This is a genomic window from Bacillus sp. 275 (genome assembly GCF_001999205.1).
Classification (GTDB): domain Bacteria; phylum Bacillota; class Bacilli; order Bacillales; family Bacillaceae; genus Bacillus; species Bacillus velezensis.
Map to the genome: position 1 here is coordinate 1,348,641 of NZ_CP019626.1, position 21,281 is coordinate 1,369,921.

A 21,281-nucleotide genomic window follows, 5' to 3' on the forward strand; every position below is an offset into this window, starting at 1 on the left:
GTATTTTTAAAAAAGGAGCCCTTTGAAGCAATGAAGAACGAAACAGCCAAAGCGTCGCTTGTGACGTGCATAACTGAGCGCAAGGAAGACTTTTACCGGCTTGCGTACAGTTACGTAAAGAACAAGGATGACGCGTTAGATATTGTTCAGGAATCAATTCAAAAAGCGCTGACATCGGTCGAATCCGTCAAAAACCCCGATGTGATCAAAAGCTGGTTTTATAAAATTTTAGTGCGCACGGCCATTGATTTTCTCCGCAAACAGAAAAAACTGAAAGTGATGGACGATGAAACGATCGAGTTTTTAAGCCGCGGAAAGGAAGATCACTACAAAGACACCGACCTTCACGAAGCGCTTGATGACCTGCCGCATCAATATAAAACTATTATCATTCTGCGTTTCTTTGAAGACCTGAAATTAGAAGAAATCGCGGACATCACGGGGGAAAACATCAACACCGTCAAAACACGCCTTTACAGGGGGCTGAAGCTCATGCGCATTCAGCTGACGAAGGAGGATCTTTCTTAATGGAAAAGAGATTAGAACAATTAAGAGAAGAGTATAAAAGTGTGCCCATTCCTAAGGAACTGGACAGCATTGTCGAAAAAGCCCTTCAGCAGAAACCGAAGAAAAAACGAATCGTGATGTGGCCGACATCCGCGGCAGTCGCTGCGGCCGTCTTATTTACCGCCGTTGTCAATATCAACCCGGATGCCGCACAAGCCATGTCTAAAATCCCCGTCATCGGCAAAGTCGTCCAAGCCATCACATTCACGGAGATGAAGGAAGAAAAGAACCAATCAAGCATTGATGTGAAAACGCCCGCTCTGTCCGGCCTTTCCGATCATAAACTCGAAGACAGCATCAACCGGCATTATATGAAAGAAAGCAAAGAGCTGTATCAGGAATTTATGAAGGCGACCTCAAAAAGCAAAAAAGGCCACCTTAGTATTTACAGCGATTATGAAACCGTTACTGACACAGCGGATTTGATCTCAATCCGCCGTGATATCGAAAAAACGCAAGCTTCATCTTATACGCAAAGCCGTTACATCACGATTGATAAAAAGAATGAGGCCGTGCTTACGTTAAAGAGTTTATTTAAAGATGACCGTTATATTAAAGTCATCAGCCAAAATATTAAAGAACAAATGAAAAAACAGATGAAAGAAGATCCGAATAAAATATACTGGGTCGAAGATAATGATATGTCGGAGCCTTTTAAAGCCATCCGCGCCGACCAGAATTTTTATATTACAGATAAGCACAAACTTGTCATCTCATTTGACGAATATGAAGCGGCACCCGGATATATGGGCGTTACAGAGTTTACAATACCGACCTCCATCATCTCCAAGCTGCTTGTCGGAGACCGCTACATCAGATAAAGAAAGAAAAAAATCCATGATATCCGCAGATCATGGATTTTTTCTTTCGTCCCACAACAGCCAAGATGCACAAGGGACCCTTTTCATATAACAGACGCCGGACGGGGGCTGAAAAGTTTAAGAAAATCACAGCATTTCATTCATTTTTTCTGAAACAAAATCCCCTTCCGAATGCGTCTAATTAACGGAACAAATGGAAGACTGTACAGAAATCTGCCATAGCCATCCGCAAAACAGCGAGAATTTCCGCACACATTATTGGAGGAATACCATGTCAGACAAGTCACTGCATCACCGCTATATTCCCGGACTGGATGGACTTCGCGCCTTTGCCGTCCTCGCAGTTATCGCATATCATCTGAATTTTAACTGGGCCGACGGCGGTTTCATTGGTGTTGATATCTTTTTTGTTTTATCGGGGTATTTAATTACATCTATTATATTGCCTGCCCAAGGCAATGCCATCACCCTTGATTTGCGTGATTTTTGGGTGCGCCGGATCAGGCGGCTTCTGCCGGCGGCTTATCTCATGATTATCACGACGGTCATTTGGGTCGTATTGTTTAACAGCGAGCTCCTGCATACCGTACGCGGGGATGCGGTCTCCTCACTTTTTTACATAAGCAATTGGTGGTTTATCTTTCATCAGCTTTCTTATTTCGACAGCTTCGGCTCCCCTTCGCCATTAAAAAACCTTTGGTCGCTGGCGATTGAAGAACAGTTTTATATCATATGGCCCTTCCTGCTGCTTGCGGGAATGTACATATGTAAAACACGGGCCCGGCTTGCGGCCGCGGTCATGTTCCTCGCGTTATGTTCGGCAGTCGTAATGAGTATGATGTATGTGCCCGGCGGAGATCCGAGCCGCGTTTATTACGGGACGGATACCCGCTCATTTGAATTGCTGATCGGCTGCGCTTTAGCTTTAGTGTGGCCGATGAAACGATTATCTTCCAAACGGCTGCCGAGCAGCATGAAACACCTGCTTCACGGGACGGAGCTTGCCGCTTTTGCCGCGCTGCTGCTTTGCGTCTTTTACACGGATGAATATGAACCCTTCCTGTACAAGGGCGGCATGCTTTTGATCAGCATCACCGCAGCGGTTCTTGTCGCATGTTTATGCCATCCGAGCAGCTTTTTGGGACATGTTCTTTCATGGAAGCCGCTTCGCTGGATCGGAACGAGATCATACGGAATCTATCTTTGGCATTACCCGGTTATCGTACTGAGCACACCCGTGCAGGAAATCGGAAATCCGGTTTATTGGCACTGCGCCGTCAGAATCGGCGCCACTTTCATTCTTGCCGAGCTGTCTTACCATTTCATTGAACAGCCGATCCGCACTGCGGGCTTCCGGCCATTTTTACGCCGCGTGTTTCTGAACCGCTTTCTGGAATGGAAGACGTCCTCTGTCATCAGCAGAATGTCGCTCGGCCTCATTCTTGCCGCCATTCTCGTATTTGCGGGCGGGCTGTCAGGAATAGCCGAAGAGAAAAAACAGCCGCAATGGACGTACGCGCAAAATGATCAGCAAGAAACCGCCGCCTCTTCGCACAAGACGGCCGATCACGATCAACCGGCAAAAGAAGATGACAGCAAGAAAAAACACGGCGGCGAAAAAACAGACACCGCGTCAGACAAAAACAAGAAAGAACCAACAGACAAATCAAATACAAAGAAAAACGAAGAGAAAAAGGAACGGTCATCTCAAAAAACGGCTGATCCAAAACAAACACAGCCTCAGCAAGACGTGCTGGCTATCGGTGACTCGGTGATGCTGGACATTGCGTCATACCTGCGGCAGTCCCTCCCTCATGTCACCATCGACGGAAAGGTAGGAAGACAAGTCTCTCAAGCACTCCAGCTCACTTCGGAATATGCGTCATTTAATCAGCCGAACAAAGCGGTCATCATCGAGTTAGGGACGAACGGCTATTTCACAAACAGCCAAATTGAATCACTGATCAGCTCCTTTTCAAAAGCCGATATCTATCTTGTCAACACACGTGTGCCGCGGCAGTGGGAAAGCAAAGTAAACGAGTCATTGCGCCGGCAAGCCGAGTCACGGAAAAATGTGACGCTTGTCGATTGGCACGCAAAAGCATTGCAGCACCCTGAATACTTCACACCGGACGGCGTCCATCTCATACCTGAGGGGTCTAAAGCGCTGACATCCCTCATCGTTCAAACAATGAAATCATGACAAAAAAAGAGGCCCCAAAAAGGCCTCTTTTTCGTATATCGTCAGGCAAGCTTCTGTCCGCAATTCGGGCAAAAATTCGCGCCTTCCGTTTTCGTTCCGCAGTTCGGACAAAATTTCGGCTTAGCCGCTCCTTCCGAGCCGTTCGCCGGTGCCGTCCCCTGATTCTGCTGACTTTGATTTTGCTGCGGCTGGTTCTGCTGATTTTGGTTCATTTGGTTCATCATTTGATTTGCCGCATTCATTCCCATCATCATGCCCGCCATGTCTGAGGCGGCGCCGCTTCCGCTCATTTTGCCGGATGACATTCCGTCCGTCATGGAAATCTGCTGATAGCGGTTCACATCGCCCACCATGCCGTAAGAAGCGTTTTTCGTAATCATATCCTGAACTTCCTGCGGATAATTAAAGCTCATAATATTGAAGCCCGTAATCGACATGCCGTCTCCGATCAGCTGCATATCAAGATCTTCTTGAATCCCTTTTCCTATTTCAAAGGAATTCGACTGCAGATTGAACATGTCTTTTCCTTCTCTGGTGATCCATTTCATCAAAAGCTGATCGAGAATAGACGTAATCCGGATTTTAATGTCCTCCACTAAATAGCTGTCTTTGACACCAGCAATCTTATCAATCAATCCGATGTAGTCAATGACCTTGAAGTTAAATGTGCCGTTTGCGCGGATCGGCATACCGCCCGGCATACCTGCCGCCGGAATGTTGATAGCGTTTTTTGTGCCCCACTTCACGGTGAACTCCTTCGTATTCACAAACAGCACTTCAGCCCGCATGCCGCTGTTAAAGCCAAACTTAAACCCTTTTAGTGTAGATAGAAACGGAATGATTTCTGATTCGATATCATAATCGCCGTCATCACGGAAAATCCCTTCAATCTTCCCGTTGTATAAAAAGATGGCATCCTGTCCCGGCCGGATGATCAGACGGCTGCCTTTTTTAATTTCACGGTTGTTCCATTTATAGAAAACCATGTCGTCTCTGAATTCTTCCCATTCCACCACATTTGCTAACTGATTTCTGAAAAAACCCATGTATGCTCAAATCCTTTACATATAATTAAAAACTTCCCTTGCTTCCGCTGTAACTCGTGCCGCCCCTCGTGACTCCGCCGTCATTGTCATTATCTTTATCAGGCTTTTTTTCCCTTGTAACGTCGGTTCGGATATATGTGTCGTGCTGGCTCAGCACTTCAGACGTATCGTGATTCATATACGTGCTGCCGGTGACGGTGACCTTGCCGCCGGAATTGTACACCATCACGGTGACGGCGATTCCGGCCGCGGCTGCGGCAATAATCAGCTGAAACCACCATGTGAGCAGCAGATTGTCAGACTTGTCGTCCGGGCTTTTCCCCATATCTTTATAAGCCATCTTGATGTAGGTCTGAAACGCCTTTTCATAATGGCCTGCGGAAATATCTGACGAGATCGTATTTCTGATCGTATTCAGCCGGCTGTTATTCAAATACGTCTCCGCCTTTTTATACCCGGAGATAAATACTTCCCGATTTTTCATATCAATGGTCAAAATCGCCGTGTTTCCGCTAAAATGACTGTCATAAAAATCACCGGCGTACTGCTCGATGTCCTTACCGCCCGTTCCGTTTGCGGTAAGAATGATAAAATCGGTATGGCGCTTTGCCCCGAGCTTCCCGGCCAATTCCTCAAGTTTCTTCGTTTCATCCTTCGTTAATAAATGAGCATTGTCATAAACATATTGCTTCTGTTCCGCGGCAGACGCCGATGTATGTAAACCAAAAGACAGCATCAGAAAAAGGACGAAGCAGAAGAGACACGCTTTTTTTATCGATACTTTCATCAAAAACCGCCTCCTATCATAAGTGAGACGAGTCTTAATGCTAAAAACGCACCGGCGGTTATGCCGCCGAACCACGCGGCCACTTTTCCGGCACTGATCGGCGGTTTGCCGACAACCTTGCCCGTCTGCCCGTTCATCGCAAAAATGTGTTCAGCCCGCTCATAGTCGTAGCTGACCATCCAGACCGGAAGCAGTACGTAAAAGCTGCTGATTTTATCGGTCTGAATCTGCTCATCCGTAATGTCAGCCGTCGTATATCCGGAGAAGGTGGATCTGATATAAGAATCAATATAATGGCTGATTTTATCCTTCGCCCGCGGAAAGAGATCGTCATCGGTATAATTGTACTTTTCCGCTATATATCCCGCTAAATAGGCCGTATTAAACTCCTTCAGCTCACTGTATGAGTAAGGCTCCAATTTGTCCATTAATTCATCATTCATTTTTTCTGAAGCGTCGACCGGAATTTTGAGATAATCAAGATTGATATCGCGGTACGCGTTGTAATACTCGGTCTCCGTCACCCGGTATTCTCCATCTTCATAGTGATGCACTCTCGTACAAACGGCATTGACCTGAACCTTGCTGTTTAAGTCAAACATCCAAAACGGCACGTACATGCCGGTTATGCTCTTCACCCGATCGGCAGTCATAAATCCTTTCGGTGTCAGACGGCCGTTTCGGCACCACTTTTTAAAAGCGCTCATGGCTTCTTCCTTGCTGATCGTAAAAGGGATCACCATCGAAGGCGCGAGATTTCCCGACAATCGGTCGGCGAGAACGGCGGCTCCTCCGCAAAACCCGCACGTCGTGGCCGTCGTTTCCGCCTCAGTCAATAATACCGCACCGCAATTCTCACACCGGTACTCATTCGCCTCATTTTCTGAAAATCTCGTCGTTATATACTCTTTTGGCAGGCTTTCAATCTGATCCTGCCGCCCGCAGCTGTGACATGTCAGCATGCCGGATGAACTGTCAAAGACCATATCATCGCCGCAGTTCGGGCATTTATAAGAAATGATCATTCTGTTTCTCTCACTTTCTCTTTATATCGGACAAAGCTGCAGCCCGCTGTCTATTGATCTTTACTGAAAAGCATTTTCTGCTTAAGCGCCGCCAATTCATCATCGACACTGCTTTGATTGCTGTCATATTTAGCCGTCAGCTCGTCAATATCGTCTTTCGGAGACGCGTTCAGCTCAGCCATCGCATTGGCATGATCAAGCGCTTGGTTGACCTTGTCTTCCATTCTGCCGAAAGCTGTCATCGATTGGCCCGCATTTGACACAGAGGACCCCAATTTGTTCATTCTCTCCTGCGTTTTTGCCACAGACCACTTCGCTTTGATGGCATTTCGGCGCGACTCAAGCTCTCCGATATCAGCGACAAGCTTGTCATGCATTTTGCGCATTTGAGACGCGTTGGAAGAAGCGAGCTGATAAGCCGTCTGCAGCTCGGTCAGTCTTGATTCAACAGCCGCTTTCCTTTCCAAAAATGTCCGCGCATCAGCTTCATTGCCGGCCTGCAATGCTTTCATCGCATAATTTTCCATCTTTTCGGCATCAGCCTGGCATTCTGTTAACGCTCTTTTCGCCCGCTGTTCCTCAGCCATGACAGAAGCCGTCTCCGCTTTCACTTTTCCTAAATCACTGTTCAGATTCCGCAAATATTGATCAACCATTTTTTCAGGGTTTTCAGCTTTATCCAGCAGCGCATTGATATTGCTTGACATGATGTCTTTAAATCTTCCTAAAATACTCATTTTTCATTTTCCTCCCAAAATTAAATAGTAACAAGTTCACAGTTATATATACTGATTTTTTTCAAAAAAAGTTTCATTTTCTCTTTAATTTATGTATTTTTATATGAAAATAGTCTCATTCAGCCCATTTGTGCCGGCGGAAATTCTTTATGACCAGATACAGTGAGAACAAAAAATAAACAAACAGCCCGATCATCAACCCGCTCACTAACGGATAATGTTTCGCCGCATACACAAAGAAATCAAGCTGCGAAATCTGTTCAGGACTTGTAATCGTATCCGTCCCATTCAAAAGCTTTGAAAATTTCGCCGTATCATTCCAATCAAACGAATCAGAAACAAGCTCACTCCCCTGATACCAATTGACAGCGGCGAGACAAAGAAAACAAAAAACAGAAAACGCGCATTGCACAATAAGAAAAACATGTTTCATGAAAAACATTCCTCCGCGGTTCAATATCATAGGCCGTCATACTATACATGACGGCAGCAGCAGAAACTTGGTTTTACTCAGAACTGATAAAAACGTGATTGTATGTACTTCACATCGGTTCAATTTACTGGATGCCTTTCTAAAGTATACCGTATATCGTAAAGAGTTTCAGACCTAAATAAAGAGGATGCTTCCCGAAGTCCGATGACTTTCAAGAAACATCCTCCATACTTTACAGTGATACTTCAACCTCTTTTAAACTCGGCAGAGCATCGATCGCACCGATTTTGGTGCACACGAGCGCCCCCACCTTATTGGCAAATGAGACAATATCACGCAGCTTCGCAAAATCTTCGGCTGCCGTCTGAATCTCATCCGTGCGCGCCAGTTGAAACAGCGCCGCGCCGACAAACGCATCTCCCGCTCCCGTTGAGTCTATTGATGTCACCGGAATGCTCGGAATGATGTCAATATCCTTCCCATTTGAAAGAAGGGTCCCGCTTTTCCCGAGTGTCACCGCCACAATACCGGCCCCGAGCTCATGAAGAACCGCAACACCTTCTTTATGATCCTTCGCACCGCTGATGATCTCAAGCTCTTCGTCACTGACTTTCACAAAATCACTTACGGCAACGGCTTTTTTTGCGGTGTTTATAAACTCTGAAACTCTTCCTTTCCATAAATCCTCACGGTAGTTAGGATCGAAGGAAATAAACTGTCCATTGTCTTTCGCAATCGACATCAGCCGTAAATAGGCTGAGCAAAACGGATCAGATAACAATGCCGTCGCTGATCCGAAATGAAGGATTTTCGCATCGTTTACCTTTTCCAGATCAATATCATCCAGAGTTAACAAAGCGTCCGCTCCTCTGTTAAACACAAAGTCGCGCTCCCCATTTTGTTTTAATGAAACAAACGCAAGCGTTGTAGGCGCTTTCTCATCCATGACGAGCATAGAGGTATCGACATGTGCGGCATCCAATGTCTGCTTCAGAAAATACCCGAACGGATCTTTGCCTGTTTTTCCGCTGAAAGCCGCGTCTCCGCCCAGCTTAGCAATCGCTGCCGACACATTCGCCGGTGCGCCGCCGGCACTTTTTAAGAAATTGCGCCCTTCCGTCAAATCAACATCCACATCGGTACAAAAGAAATCAATTAACAATTCCCCAATACAAATAACAGATTGGCTTCCCACATTATCACACTCATTTATCAATTCTCGATTATAGTTTCAGTATAGTGCTTTCTGTCATAAATACAACCGTTTACATAGAATATTTTAAATTTTACGTATACTTATCTTGCAGCTCTTTGCTCCAGATCAGACATCATCTGCTGATATTTTTTTTCAGTTAAAGGATAAAAAGAAATAAGAATAATAGACAGCAGAATGAACAATCCCGGAATGAGCGCATTCATATTTTTAATCGCATTCAATGACGAGGCCGTCTGATCGGTATTCGCGGCATATCCGGCGATTCCGAGATAAACGGCCGAAAATGACCCGGCTAACGCAACTCCGAGCTTATTGATGAAACTCATACTCGAAATCACCACGCCATCAGCCCGGACTCCGGTTTTCCATTCCGCATAATCGACACAATCGGCAACCATTCCCCAAGCAAGCGTATTTAAAGGCGTTGTGAAAAATCCCGAAACGAAAAGCCAAAAGAAAATAAGCGGCAGCGAAGAATACGATGTAAACTGAAGGCCCGCATAAGAAATCAGCGATAGCGCCGCCGTGATGATCATAACCTGCTTCCGGCCCCGCTTCTCAGAAAAGAAAGGAATAAACAGATTGCTGATCAGCGCCGCGCCGAAAAATAATACAGTTCCTAAAAACACAAATTCCTTATGGCTGACGTTATACGTAAAATAGTACACCATCGTACTGAGCTTAATGTTAAACCCAATCGCAAACGCCAAAAATGCAGAAACCAAAATGAGCAAAGGCTTGTTTCGGAACAAAACAGACAACGTCTTTTTCACTCCTTGTTTTTTTCTTTTTTCAGGCTGAATCCGTTCCCGCACAGTAAAGAAACTAAATAGATTCAAAACGATGCTGACAGCCGCATAGATGAGCGCCGTCATCTGAAATCCAAACGCCTGATCTTTCCCGCCGATGGCGTCCGCAAGCGGTGTCGCACAGGAAATCGATAACAGAATTCCGATATAAACCAAAATCATCCGGGTCGTCGTCAGAACCGTCCGTTCCTCCACGGAATTCGTCATCCGCCCCGTTAAGCTGTTGACCGGAATCGTCTGCATGCTGAAGGACATCCCAAGCAGAATATAAGTGATGTACGCATAAACCATATTCCCCGTCTCGCCGAAATGAGGGGTCGTGAAGCATAAGAACGTAAATAGCGCAAAAGGAAACGCCACCCACAAAAGATACGGCCTTGCCTTTCCCCATCTTGTATTCGTCTTGTCTAAAATCACGCCCATAATCGGGTCAAAAACAGCGTCCAGCACCCTTACGATAAGAAACAAAGCTGCGATGACCGCAGGCTTAATGCCGCCGACGTCTGTATAGTAGAATAATAAGTATGCGTTTACAAACTGAAAGATAATATTGTACGACATATCGCCGAATCCGTAGCCGATCCGTTCCATCCAGGACAGGCCGCGATATTTCGTCTTTACTGCCGCTGCTTTTTCTGTTTCAATCATCATTTCCCACCCCAAGAATCCGTTTTCATTTTTGATAAGCAAGAGGGAGAATGCAAAGATCCTCCCCGTTCACTCAGCGATTTGGATACACCATCACTTTTAAGCATTCATTTTTGTATTGAAAGGCCCGTTCCATCGCCTCTTGCGTCTGCTCCAGCGGATATTGGTCCGTTACAAGATGCTTCGTGTCCACTATGCCGGAAGCGAGAAATTCAATTCCCTTCGGATACGTATTCGCATAACGGAAGATTCCGTATATATCAATCTCGTTATCTGCAATAAACGGCACATTGAGCGGAATCTCGTTCTGAGAAGGCAAACCGACAATCGCCAGTTTTCCGCCCCGGCGCACGGAAGCCAGTGCGGATTGCAATGCCGCCGGATTCCCCGCTGTTTCCCAGGCAGCATCAACGCCTCTGCCATTCGTGATCGTTTTGATTTCTTCACCGGCGTCCTGTTCCCGTACATTAATGACATGCGTCGCTCCCATTTTTTTCGCGGCATCTAACCGCAGCAGCTCCAAGTCGGTCACAATGATTGTGCCTGCCCCGTATGCTTTCGCTGCCGCAACGGCCATCAGCCCCACAGGACCCATTCCCATGATCGCAACTGTTGAACCGGGCTGAAGCTTCGTTCTCGCGGCCGCATGAATGCCGACAGAAAACGGTTCAATCAAAGCCGCATCTTCATAGGATAGTGAATCCGGAATCGAGAAAACAAAGTCCTGGCGCATTTTGATATATTGGACAAACGCGCCGTCAACCGGCGGTGTCGCCAAAAACTGTACATCCGGGCAAAGGTTATAACGCCCTTCCTTACACGCCTCACAGCGTCCGCATGTGACACCGGGTTCGACGGCGACACAGTCTCCCACCTTGAATTGATCGACAGACGATCCGACGGCGGCAATTTCTCCCGCACATTCATGACCGAGGATAAATGGTTTTTCCACTACATAATTGCCTATTCTGCCATTTGTATAGTAATGCAGATCAGATCCGCAAATTCCGACAGCCATCACCTTAATCAACACTTCATCATGATTGATGTCAGGCACGGGCAATGTTTCGATTTTGATTTCTCTCGTGTTGTGCATAACCGCCGCTTTCATGTTTTGAGGCACTGTGTGAGTCATTTGGCAAAATCCTTTCTCTGCTCTGAAATGTAAGTGCATACATTTTTGTTTTCTCTATTACTGTCCCTATTTTATCTGCTTTTCCATACGTTCAACAGCCTTTCCTGCTGTATAAAAGGACAGCCGCACTGTACTTTTTATTTTTTCATATACAAAAAACACTGAATTGATAAAATAGTACTAATAGGAGGTGCAGGCTAATGGCTGAACTTGAAAACCGGACACATTTTGCAGAACTGCTGGCACCTGCCGTCAAATCGCTGAAACTTCATCCTGATTATAAAGTCAGAAGGAAAAAGAACGAAAAAACAGGACAGTCTTATATAGATCAAATCGCACTCCGATTAGGCGTTTCCTCTAACACGATCAAAAGCTGGATCGGACAGATGGGCGGAAACTACATTCCCGGACGAATTGACGACGGAAAGCTGTTCGGCATGATCTGGATCATTATAGAAAAGACTGATATGGATTCTGAATGGCTGACCGATCTTCTGGAAACCACCACCATTCCCGTCATCAAACCCGCATTGCCCGTTTGGACGGCGTCTTGTCTAAAAAAAGCAAAAATACTCCGGAAAGACGGATCATTCGGAGCGCCGAGTGATGACGATGTTGAAAAAGCAGTAAAGCGGCTGTTTCATGACAGACCAAGCCACGAAACGAATGCGCTTACAAGAAACTCCGTCACGCATAACTTACCGTCACGCCGGACGGGAAACTTTATCGGCCGCGACTTTGATATAGAGGCGATCCGGCAATGGATGCTGTCTCCGTCACCGGTCTGTTTAATCACAGGCTGGGCCGGCATGGGGAAAACAACGATCGCTCTTGAAGCAGCCTACCTTTGTGCCGGCAGTTCACCAGACTGGCCAGCATTCAACAGCATCATCTGGATCAGCGCTGACTGGAAAGGATTGAGCTTCAGCGATTTTTTAAACACGATCGCCTATCAGCTCGGACGCACCGAACAAATCGATAAATCAATCAACGAAAAACGGTTCGTCGTCCGCAATGCATTAGCCGCTCATTCAAATAAAAAACCGGTATTGCTGATCGTTGACAGCATCGATACAGCGGAACGTGACATTCACGAATTTATCATCGGCCTTCCGCAAGGCGTAAAAGTCCTCCTTACCGCACGGGAAAACGTAAAACAGACATACCGGGACGGCCTCGGGGAACTGGCGGCCATCCAGCTGAGCGGCCTTGAACAAACGGATGCCCTTGAATTTTTCCATCAAGAAGTGCACCGCTGTCTGCAAACATGCAACCTCCCGCAAAAACGGGAAAAGCTGGAGCAGCTGTTGGAGCTATCGCCTGACCTTAAAAATGAATTCATCTTAGCAGCCGCCGGCAACCCGAAGGCCATGGCACTGAGCATCGCTTACATGTCAGACGACGACATCCCCGCTCCGCAGCTCATTCAAGAACTTAAACAAGCGGGCTACTCATTATTGGAATTGTTTGAGGTTCTCTTTGGCCGCACATGGGACAGATGTCATGAAGACACACGAAAACTATGGCAGACGCTTTGCTTTTTCGCTAAGCCCCCTGATGAAAAAAGCTTGGCTCAAGCGGCCGGATTAGACGTCCGGCGGTTTCATTACGCGATTGAGCAAATGCGGTCATATGCTTTAATACAGCCGGAACGAAGCGCAGGAAGAATTCAATACGCAGCCCATCAAACCGTTGTCGCTTACGGAGAACAGCACTTATCTGAAAATCATGATTTTGCAAAAGAAGCCCGAAGCCGCTGGGCGCATTATTATATGGATTATGCGGAAACCCATATAAAACGGGAAAAGCCGAATTCCGTCTATTGGAGCTATCTGCTGGGACGGAATTTAGAGCTAATGAAAAAGGAATGGCCGAACATCCTAAAGGTCATCGAATGGTCGGGCGAAACCGGACAACATGACATCCTGATTAAACTCATCATCCGCATCAGCCATTTTCTAAGCAGAATCAACCTGCCTCTGCGAATCGAATACGGATTAAAAGCCGCCGATGCCGCCCGTCAATCAGGCGAACACACGCGGGAAGCTTACTTTCGGATCGACACGGCAGGCTGGGCGCTGATGGAAGTCAATGATTCAGACGGAGCTCTCAGGCAAATAGAAGCCGGCCTGAAGATACTCGAACAATCAGGCGCGCCGGATCACGACGACTTGAAAGTATGGGGAACCGCCCTGCAATCGAGGCTGCTGTTAAAAATCGGAGAACCGGACAAAGCGGCAGCAATGCTGGACGGCATCAAAGATCAGCCCGTCTCGCCCATTATCCGGCACAGGGTTCTTCTGGTCCGCGGCGACCTGAGTTTCGCCCGCTCTCACTACGAAGAAGCCATCACATTATACGAAGCGGCAAACACAACCAGCGCTGCATACGGCGGCGAAAAAACGATAGAAGCCTATTTCAACCTCGGCATGGCTTACGTGAAGTGTGATCAGCTTGAAAAAGCGGAAAAAGCCTTTGAACAAATGCTCTATGACAAACATAACGCCAATCAAGTTGAACTCATCTACTATTATTACGGAATGGCACAGCTCTTGTATCGTAAAGGAGAAAATAAGAAAGCGATGGAATCGAATCAGAAGGCGATGCGTTTGATTGATTCGTGGGAGCCTGGGATTGGGATTCGGGGTGAGGTGGAGCGATTTAAAAAATTGATATAAATTACCTATAATGTAATAGATTGTATAAGTGAGTTTAACACGGGCTAGTACTATTCCTCTTATACGTGTAGCCTATTTTTCGACAGGCAGTGTAGAGCGTAATTTCATCTTGGATACTATACAAAGGACCAAAGTAACAATCAAACTCTTGTATAATTAAAAGTTTGATTGTTACCTAATTACAGATTTATTAGCTTATTAATGATATCCTATTACATTTCTAATGTTAACATCTAATCAATTAATGCCTTATAAATATTCAATACACCCTTACCAATATAGTCATTGGAATCGTATTTATCAGCGTTTTTAAGTAAAATTCGAATTCCTTTATCTGGTTTATCATGTAAATAGCGCTGGTCGATTAAAAGAGCCAAAGCGCCAGAGATTTTCGGGGCTGCTATCGAAGTCCCTACCGAAAAAGTGTATGAGCTTCCCGGAGCCGCTCCTAGGATATATTCTTGTCTAAACAGTCCTTCTTGATAATACTTCTCGGCTCCAACTTCATTCAAAATACGATGATCCCCTCCATCAGCAGCAATATCAGCAATATTTTTACCATAGTTAGAAAAAACCGATCTGTTTCCATTTGGACCAACAGAGGCTACAGTCACTACATTTGGGAGTTGAGCTGGAATTAAAATTACTTTGGCATTCATAAAACGCCCTTCTTGATTTATGTTATTTTTCCAATAATCATATACAGCTTTTTTATCCTTTAAATTAAGTCCTTCATTACCTATCGAAGCTACTACAGCACTTCCCTTTCTATGAGCAAAAGCCACCGCTTTTCTGAAAGCTTTGATTTCAGCCAAATCATCCGTAACTGGTTTTCCATTATTTTTTCCTTTACTATTAACAAGGAAAGTACCTAGACTGATATTGATAACATCAACGTCATCCTTTGCAGCCTGAATGATAGCATTAATAATCCAAACTGTATCAGCGCTTTTTCCACCAAATACTCTATATGATCTGATCCCTGTTTCCGGTGCGATTCCTTTCATCTGTCCATTAGCAGCTATTTGTCCGGCTACAAATGTTCCATGTCCCAGATAATCTGTAGAGTTATTAATCTCACCATTTTCATATGGTTCCTGTCCTCTTAATCCTCCTTTCGGCACAAAATTGCTGACCGAAAGAACATTATCTTTTAAATCGGGATGGTTCTTATCAATGCCAGAGTCAATTATGCCAACAACCGTTTTCTTACTCCCTTTAGTAATTTCATATGTTCTGCCATTATTTGTTGCCTTTTTCATATCCCACTGATATTCCCACAAAGAATTATCTTCATCTTGGTCCGTAAAGTTCTCTTTGCTAATCCTAGTGAGCTCAGCCGGCTTTATTGAAACAGCTTCATTGTAACTATCTACATAATTTATATCAGCCATCAAAGCCTCAAATTTTTCACGTTCCGCTTTCACCTCATACAGACCTATTTCTTCGACGTCGTATTCAAGTTTTATCCCCTTTCTCTCAAGTGCTTTGATCCAGTTTTTTTCATAAGTGGGACTCTTTAAAAAAACCGTGTATGTGTTCAGTCGATTGTCCTCAGCTAAAGCATGATGTGGTATAACTAAGACACATCCTAGAAGCAGTAACATTAAAATATAAACTCGGTTCAATGCGAATATTCCCCCCGAAGCCTACTATTCATCTCTTCATGATGTGAAAATTTCCTAGAGGTTCAGTAAGCTATTCATCATCTTAGATTTTTTTTCAATTTTTCAAGTCTATAACTTTTCGATTCAGTAACCTAACACTAAGAAGTGAGAAAACAATGGTCATTGTTACGCAAACAATGATAAATATACCCACCCTCCCCCAATCAGCGTATACATTCGTCATTCCATAAAGAGGAAGAGCCCATGGATATAACATAGGAATCCAGGATCCCGAACTATTCGAAAATGCCAGAAAAGAAGGAAAACTCAAAAAAATACTGATCAACAGTGACTGTCTGATAGATTTCATTCGTAAATAAAAATAAAATAAAAGTGTCCCAAGGCTTATTCCTCCCACAGTTCCAAAAAGTACTGTGAATAAGAATATATCCATTGGTAACTTATCTGTATAGCCTGCTGTATAGCCAAGAACGATCAGTAACCCTATCATAAGCAATTGTGTAGACAGAATGATAATGCCAGCCCAAGCCATTTTGCTGAAAAAGAATAGTACCCCTTTTACGGGAGTCATCAGCAAATGCTCCCAACTATTAGCTCGCTGTTCATATCCAGTTAGAGTTCCCGTTACAAGAGAAATAATAATCGGAAAGAAAACTGTTCCATAAAACATTTGAGTCATCATGATTAGCACCTTCCAGGAATTCCCTTCGTCATAACCATATGTTTCAATCATGACTTTTGTATGAATAATCCATCCGTATATAACTGGAAGTGCAACCAAAATAATAATGAGAAGCAAACTTTTCTTTTTTTTGATTTTAATCCACTCCGCAAAAAAAACCTGTTGGAAACCTACCAATTCACTCCCCCCCAGAAGAAAACATTTTTCGGCAAAAAACAAAAATGGATAATACACCATATCCCAATGACAACGAAATGAGTAACGGAAAAACTTCTATTATTCTGGTATTGGATTGCATGTAAGCAAGTGCTCCCCAAGGAAGCCACCAATAAGGCAGCATAGCATGAAAAAGGAAAACCGCCATGCCGATACCTACAGAGATATAAGGATTTACTATTATAATCGATATAAGCGTCTGGGTGATTACAAATGGGATTGCAAGAAGAAAGGGCAAATATAATAATTCCAAAGATATTTTTATATATTCAAAAAAAGACTTTCCGTATAAGAAGCCCAAACCGCTTAAATAAAGACAAACACATAGTCCAAATAGCTGTATAAACCCAACCGCAGTAATTACTTTCACAAAAAAGTGTTTCCACTTTGAATGTGGCGTAGTAAGCAAAGTCGGCCACATACCCAATCTATGCTCCATTTCAGTAGCAAGCAATGAGAATGTAATGACAACAAGAATGACAAGATAGTTCCAATTTGTTACACAAAGCTCATAAAGCACCTCAAATGCTCGATCAATTGATTGTCCGTTTTTTGTCAAGGAAAGCATTATAGAACCGCAGATTGCAAAAATCAGTAATGATCCGACTAACAATGGTATTAGAAAAACAGTCGATCTCTTTTTCCGCCACTCAGCTTTAATGATGTTTTTCATACTGACACCTTTTGTGAACGGATTAATTCTAAGTAGGCTTCTTCCAGAGTCCTCATCGAATCATATATATGGAAATCGGTTAATCCCTTCTCTACCAAGATTTTTTTTATTCTATCTCTATCTGCTTCTGATCCCCGCACTTGCACCTTCCCTTCACCGTCTAAACTAGTTTGAATATCATATGCTTGCAGAGCATTGATGATTAGCTCGATCATGTTTGACTCGATAATAAAAGAACCCATTTTTTGATGTGTAAGCAGTTCATTCATTTTTCCTTGGTACAATAGATTTCCATTGTAAATGATCCCTATCCGACTAGCAGCATGCTCAATCTCTCCAAGCAGATGGCTAGATATAAGAACAGTAACTCCTTCTTTTTCAGACAAATTTCGAATTAGTTCACGAATCTCAAATATTCCTTCTGGATCTAAACCATTCGTTGGTTCATCAAGTAGAAGAATCCTAGGATTATGCAACATGGCGCTTGCAATACCAAGCCGCTGCTTCATGCCAAGCGAATATGATTTGACTTTTTTTCTCCCGACTCTATGGAGGTTAACCCTCTCTAGCGCCCGATCAATTGTTTTATTATCATTGATACCGCGCAGTGCTGCTAATACCCTTAAATTATCTCGTCCATCCAGATGTTCATAGTAGGCAGGCTTCTCAATTAAGGCACCTGTTTTGGCTAATATGGAAATTCGATCTTCAGGCATCTTTTTTCCAAACATACGGATAACCCCTCTATTCGGTCGAACCAAGCCAAGCAGCATCCGCATCATCGTCGTCTTTCCAGAACCATTCGGTCCAAGGAACCCATATATTTCACCTTCAGGTACCATCATATCAACTTCATGTACGACATCAACGCGATTGTAACTCTTTGTCACACCTTTCGTTTCAATAATCAAAAATATTCTCTCCTTTCTAATTTTCTATTCATTTTCCTCATTATATTGGAACACGTCATCTATCGAACAACTAAGTGCTTGGGCAATTTCGAATGCGAGTGCTAGTGAAGGGGTGTATTTCATTTTTTCTATTGAGATAATCGTTTGTCTACTAACCCCAGTTTTCTCCGCTAGTTGCTGCTGCGTCAACTTAGTACGTGCCCGCCACTCAGGGAGTCGATTCGTCAACTTTTTCGATTGTTTATTTTTTTGCATAACAATCCTCCATTGTTTGCATAACTATGTCCATTGCTTCTTATGGAAATATAAAGCTCCGCCGAAGAAAAATAAAATGAAACTTACGATCAGCGTTACATAAAAAGTAGGTTCATTTTCTAAAAAGCCCGCATTCCCTCCTATGGCAGCCGAGAATGCCTGTGTCATGCTGAGCATTGGATGAGCCCATGGATAAAGCGGACCCATAAACTTTGAATTAGCAATGATAATGGCCGGCAATGTTAACATTACATTGACAGTACTAGGACCCGCAAAACTCCTAAAATATGTTGCCAACCAAAATTGAAGAGCAGCTAATGGAAAGCATGACACCCATCCCATAAGAGCGCTCATAATAACACCATTCCAAGGAAACGGCGAACTAAATCCTTTTACTGTTCCGACAAACCAAACACTGATAATGAAAAAGATCTGAGTCCACAAAAGCATGAACATAACTATTACATATTTAGCCACATATACTTGAATACGCTTTACCGGAAGTGCTAACAACTGCTTCCACCCTCCATAGGCATGCTCGTTACTACATATCAGTGCAGCAAGAACACCCGTCAATAAGGGTAAAAACAACGCACTGTGTGCTAGGATCATTTGAGTGCAAAGTGTGAGCCATTCATTTGTTCCAATTTTAAAAACCGGAAAAAAACCAATAATTGCAGCTAGAACAGGACTAGCTAGCACAATAAACCAGATCTTCGAATGTTTTAACTTCAGCCACTCTGTGTCTAATAATTGAAAGAACAAATTAAGCCACATCCTTTCGTGACAGAGATACCATAATAATTGAGTATAAAAACAGCCCGAAGACCAAACCTTTAATTACTGAAAGGATACTTTCTCCAATCCCCTCTATTAACATTGGCCATTTCCATGGCATCCAATCAGGCAATCCCTGAGCATACATGATAAACACGGCACTTGCAATACCAATTGTTAAAGCAATCCCTTGGTTCCGGTAATTTATGGACAGCCAAAACTGCATAAATACAAAAGGAAGAGCGGCAATAAATGTATAAAAGCTCATTTTCAGTGTACTCCCAAATGGAAAAGTTTCGTGAAACCCGATCAACTTTCCAAGCAGAAAGGTCCCTCCTGCAAGTATTACTGTCGATATTATCAACATGGTAACAATTATAATTACCTTAGACTGATATACTTTCCAATGTGAAACAGGAAGCGAAAAGATCTTCTTCCACATCCCACCATGGTGTTCTATACCTGCCAAAAGAGAGTTTACAATTGTAATCTCTAATAGGAGTGCTGAGGGCCAGTAAGAATGAATATTTTCTAATAGAAACATCCATTTATCAGAGCTTTTAGACATAAGATAATCAAATCGCATCGTGTAATTGGCTGCTTGCATCACAACTACTCCAAGAGGGCCTAAGATGACTATGAGCCATGTCAGATTCCTAATTTTCAGTATTTCTGATTTTAGCAATTTAGCGATCACAAGGTCTCTCCCCCTCTTGTCATTTCAAGAAAAATATCTTCAAGTGACTTCGCTTCGTCAGATATTCGAAAGATATCTATCTCATTATGAACAAGTTTTTTAGCAAGTTCTGAAATTTCCTTATCCGTTCTTTCTTCAATCATTAGACCATGCTGTGTTTTGATTGCCTCTACTCCTTCTTTTAAAAATACTTTCAACGCCTTATCCGAGTCACTTGTCGAAAATACAATCTTAGTATCAGCCCTTGAACGCAGGGTTGCAATATCGTCCTGAAACAGCATCTCTCCATTGGCAATGATACCTACTTGAGTGGCTACCTGCTCTATCTCCGATAGCAAATGTGAGGAGATCATAACGGTGATGCCATATTCAGACGGCAGTTTGAGGATCAGTTTCCGTATTTCAAGAATACCAGCTGGATCAAGTCCATTTGTTGGCTCATCGAGAATTACAAGCTTTGGATTTCCAAGCAGGGCAGCCGCTATTCCAAGGCGCTGCTTCATCCCTAATGAATATTCACCGACTTTCCTGTCTGCCATTTTTGTTAATCTAACCAGTTCGAGAACATCAGTTATATTTTTTTTAGGAATATTCAATATCCTTCTTACAGTCTCTAGATTTTCCTCGCCTGTGAGATGTGGATAATAGGAGGGCGATTCCACAAGTGAACCGACACTTTGTAAAATTTCAAGCCGATTATTTTTCAATTCCTTCCCAAATATTCTCGTTTCCCCTTTTGACGGATTGATGAGTCCGAGCAACATACGAATTGTCGTCGTTTTTCCTGCCCCATTGGGACCAAGAAATCCATAAATTTCTCCCTCACGAAGTTTCAAATTCAACGATTTAACTACATCTGTTCCTCTATATGTTTTCGTTAAACCATGTGTCTCTACAATATATCGATTTCTACCCAAATTTAACCAGTCCCTTGCCTGAATTTTTGACCCATCGTTTTACAAACAAAACATATTCAGAACTTTTTTTTCAAAATGAACAGATAGATGGTTCCAAACAATGTGCTTAGAGCAAACATTAAAACTGTCAACTCTTGGTACACCTGACCACTGATACCTTCACCGATTTCAAAGAAAATACTCAGTAAAATAAGTCCGGCCAGCACATAAAACATAAAGCAGTACACTCTGAGGAAAATTGCGTTTGAACGTTCATCCTTTCCCATCTGCTTCGAAACTACCCAAATAATTGCAACACACAGGAGAACAATTACCCCTCCTATACTATTTCCGTATTTCGCAATTTCTTCAATACTCATTGTGATCAACCTCCGTAATTAGATATTTCAGTTAAATTGTAACGTTTATTTTACTATTTGT

The 21,281-nt window shown here is 43.6% G+C and carries 21 protein-coding genes; 4 read left to right on the forward strand and 17 right to left on the reverse strand.

Going from position 1 to position 21,281, the window contains the following annotated elements:
• Window positions 1–30: 30 nt before the first annotated feature.
• From BZ167_RS06270 to BZ167_RS06280, 3 genes are all read left to right on the forward strand, one after another.
• Window positions 31–528: an RNA polymerase sigma factor SigV gene (locus BZ167_RS06270; RefSeq protein WP_003155802.1), complete on the forward strand. Its 498-nt coding sequence runs from the start codon at window positions 31–33 to the stop codon at window positions 526–528.
• Window positions 528–1,388, forward strand: a complete 861-nt coding sequence (rsiV, locus tag BZ167_RS06275; RefSeq protein ID WP_077391979.1) for an anti-sigma-V factor RsiV — start codon at window positions 528–530, stop codon at window positions 1,386–1,388. Before BZ167_RS06270 ends, rsiV begins: the two co-directional genes overlap by 1 nt.
• Window positions 1,389–1,659: 271 nt before the next feature.
• Window positions 1,660–3,591 carry an acyltransferase family protein gene (locus tag BZ167_RS06280; RefSeq protein WP_061861218.1) on the forward strand — a complete coding sequence of 644 codons (1,932 nt, stop codon included), beginning with the start codon at window positions 1,660–1,662 and terminating at the stop codon, window positions 3,589–3,591.
• Between the two features lie 41 nt (window positions 3,592–3,632).
• On the opposite strand, the gene BZ167_RS06285 is transcribed toward BZ167_RS06280, so the two are convergent.
• The 8 genes from BZ167_RS06285 to gutB form a co-directional block, all read right to left on the reverse strand.
• Window positions 3,633–4,637, reverse strand: coding sequence for an SPFH domain-containing protein (locus BZ167_RS06285; RefSeq protein WP_020955434.1), 1,005 nt, complete (start codon window positions 4,635–4,637; stop codon window positions 3,633–3,635).
• Between the two features lie 25 nt (window positions 4,638–4,662).
• Window positions 4,663–5,424 (reverse strand): TPM domain-containing protein, encoded by a 762-nt coding sequence (locus BZ167_RS06290; protein ID WP_039252509.1) that lies wholly within the window; start codon window positions 5,422–5,424, stop codon window positions 4,663–4,665.
• A complete protein-coding gene (locus tag BZ167_RS06295) occupies window positions 5,424–6,449 on the reverse strand; it encodes a TFIIB-type zinc ribbon-containing protein (protein ID WP_033574942.1) in 1,026 nt (341 codons plus the stop codon). The genes BZ167_RS06290 and BZ167_RS06295 overlap by 1 nt, the downstream gene beginning before the upstream one ends.
• Before the next feature lie 50 nt (window positions 6,450–6,499).
• A complete protein-coding gene (locus tag BZ167_RS06300) occupies window positions 6,500–7,186 on the reverse strand; it encodes a PspA/IM30 family protein (RefSeq protein ID WP_015416951.1) in 687 nt (228 codons plus the stop codon).
• Window positions 7,187–7,301: 115 nt separating this feature from the next.
• Window positions 7,302–7,619 carry a YjdJ family protein gene (locus BZ167_RS06305; RefSeq protein WP_015239299.1) on the reverse strand — a complete coding sequence of 106 codons (318 nt, stop codon included), beginning with the start codon at window positions 7,617–7,619 and terminating at the stop codon, window positions 7,302–7,304.
• Window positions 7,620–7,851: 232 nt separating this feature from the next.
• Window positions 7,852–8,814: a carbohydrate kinase family protein gene (locus tag BZ167_RS06310; protein ID WP_033574941.1), complete on the reverse strand. Its 963-nt coding sequence runs from the start codon at window positions 8,812–8,814 to the stop codon at window positions 7,852–7,854.
• 101 nt (window positions 8,815–8,915) lie between these two features.
• Complete coding sequence (locus BZ167_RS06315) at window positions 8,916–10,292, reverse strand: MFS transporter (RefSeq protein WP_015416948.1); 1,377 nt, start codon at window positions 10,290–10,292, stop codon at window positions 8,916–8,918.
• Between the two features lie 73 nt (window positions 10,293–10,365).
• Window positions 10,366–11,427, reverse strand: a complete 1,062-nt coding sequence (gene gutB, locus BZ167_RS06320) for a sorbitol dehydrogenase (protein WP_015416947.1) — start codon at window positions 11,425–11,427, stop codon at window positions 10,366–10,368.
• Between the two features lie 200 nt (window positions 11,428–11,627).
• Between gutB and BZ167_RS06325 the strand changes: the two genes are divergently transcribed.
• Complete coding sequence (locus tag BZ167_RS06325; RefSeq protein WP_061861216.1) at window positions 11,628–14,105, forward strand: tetratricopeptide repeat protein; 2,478 nt, start codon at window positions 11,628–11,630, stop codon at window positions 14,103–14,105.
• A 233-nt stretch (window positions 14,106–14,338) separates the two neighbouring features.
• Here the strand turns inward: BZ167_RS06325 and BZ167_RS06330 are convergent, their stop codons facing one another.
• From BZ167_RS06330 to BZ167_RS06370, 9 genes are all read right to left on the reverse strand, one after another.
• Window positions 14,339–15,733: a S8 family peptidase gene (locus tag BZ167_RS06330; protein WP_060674418.1), complete on the reverse strand. Its 1,395-nt coding sequence runs from the start codon at window positions 15,731–15,733 to the stop codon at window positions 14,339–14,341.
• Between the two features lie 94 nt (window positions 15,734–15,827).
• On the reverse strand, window positions 15,828–16,592 hold the full coding sequence (locus tag BZ167_RS06335; protein ID WP_043858018.1) for an ABC transporter permease: 765 nt from the start codon (window positions 16,590–16,592) through the stop codon (window positions 15,828–15,830).
• A 1-nt stretch (window position 16,593) separates the two neighbouring features.
• Window positions 16,594–17,304 (reverse strand): ABC transporter permease, encoded by a 711-nt coding sequence (locus tag BZ167_RS06340; RefSeq protein ID WP_043858019.1) that lies wholly within the window; start codon window positions 17,302–17,304, stop codon window positions 16,594–16,596.
• The gene (locus BZ167_RS06345; protein ID WP_043858020.1) at window positions 17,301–18,215 is read right to left on the reverse strand and encodes an ABC transporter ATP-binding protein; all 915 of its coding nucleotides are present in this window, start codon (window positions 18,213–18,215) and stop codon (window positions 17,301–17,303) included. The genes BZ167_RS06340 and BZ167_RS06345 overlap by 4 nt, the downstream gene beginning before the upstream one ends.
• Window positions 18,216–18,239: 24 nt before the next feature.
• A complete protein-coding gene (locus BZ167_RS06350; RefSeq protein WP_043858253.1) occupies window positions 18,240–18,443 on the reverse strand; it encodes a helix-turn-helix transcriptional regulator in 204 nt (67 codons plus the stop codon).
• Between the two features lie 51 nt (window positions 18,444–18,494).
• Window positions 18,495–19,235, reverse strand: a complete 741-nt coding sequence (locus tag BZ167_RS06355; RefSeq protein ID WP_060674416.1) for an ABC transporter permease — start codon at window positions 19,233–19,235, stop codon at window positions 18,495–18,497.
• Window position 19,236: 1 nt separating this feature from the next.
• Entirely contained in the window at window positions 19,237–19,944 is a 708-nt protein-coding gene (locus BZ167_RS06360) for an ABC transporter permease (RefSeq protein ID WP_043858022.1), read from the reverse strand.
• Complete coding sequence (locus BZ167_RS06365; protein WP_060674414.1) at window positions 19,941–20,861, reverse strand: ABC transporter ATP-binding protein; 921 nt, start codon at window positions 20,859–20,861, stop codon at window positions 19,941–19,943. The genes BZ167_RS06360 and BZ167_RS06365 overlap by 4 nt, the downstream gene beginning before the upstream one ends.
• Before the next feature lie 56 nt (window positions 20,862–20,917).
• The gene (locus BZ167_RS06370; protein WP_043858024.1) at window positions 20,918–21,220 is read right to left on the reverse strand and encodes a hypothetical protein; all 303 of its coding nucleotides are present in this window, start codon (window positions 21,218–21,220) and stop codon (window positions 20,918–20,920) included.
• Between the last annotated feature and the right edge of the window lie 61 nt (window positions 21,221–21,281).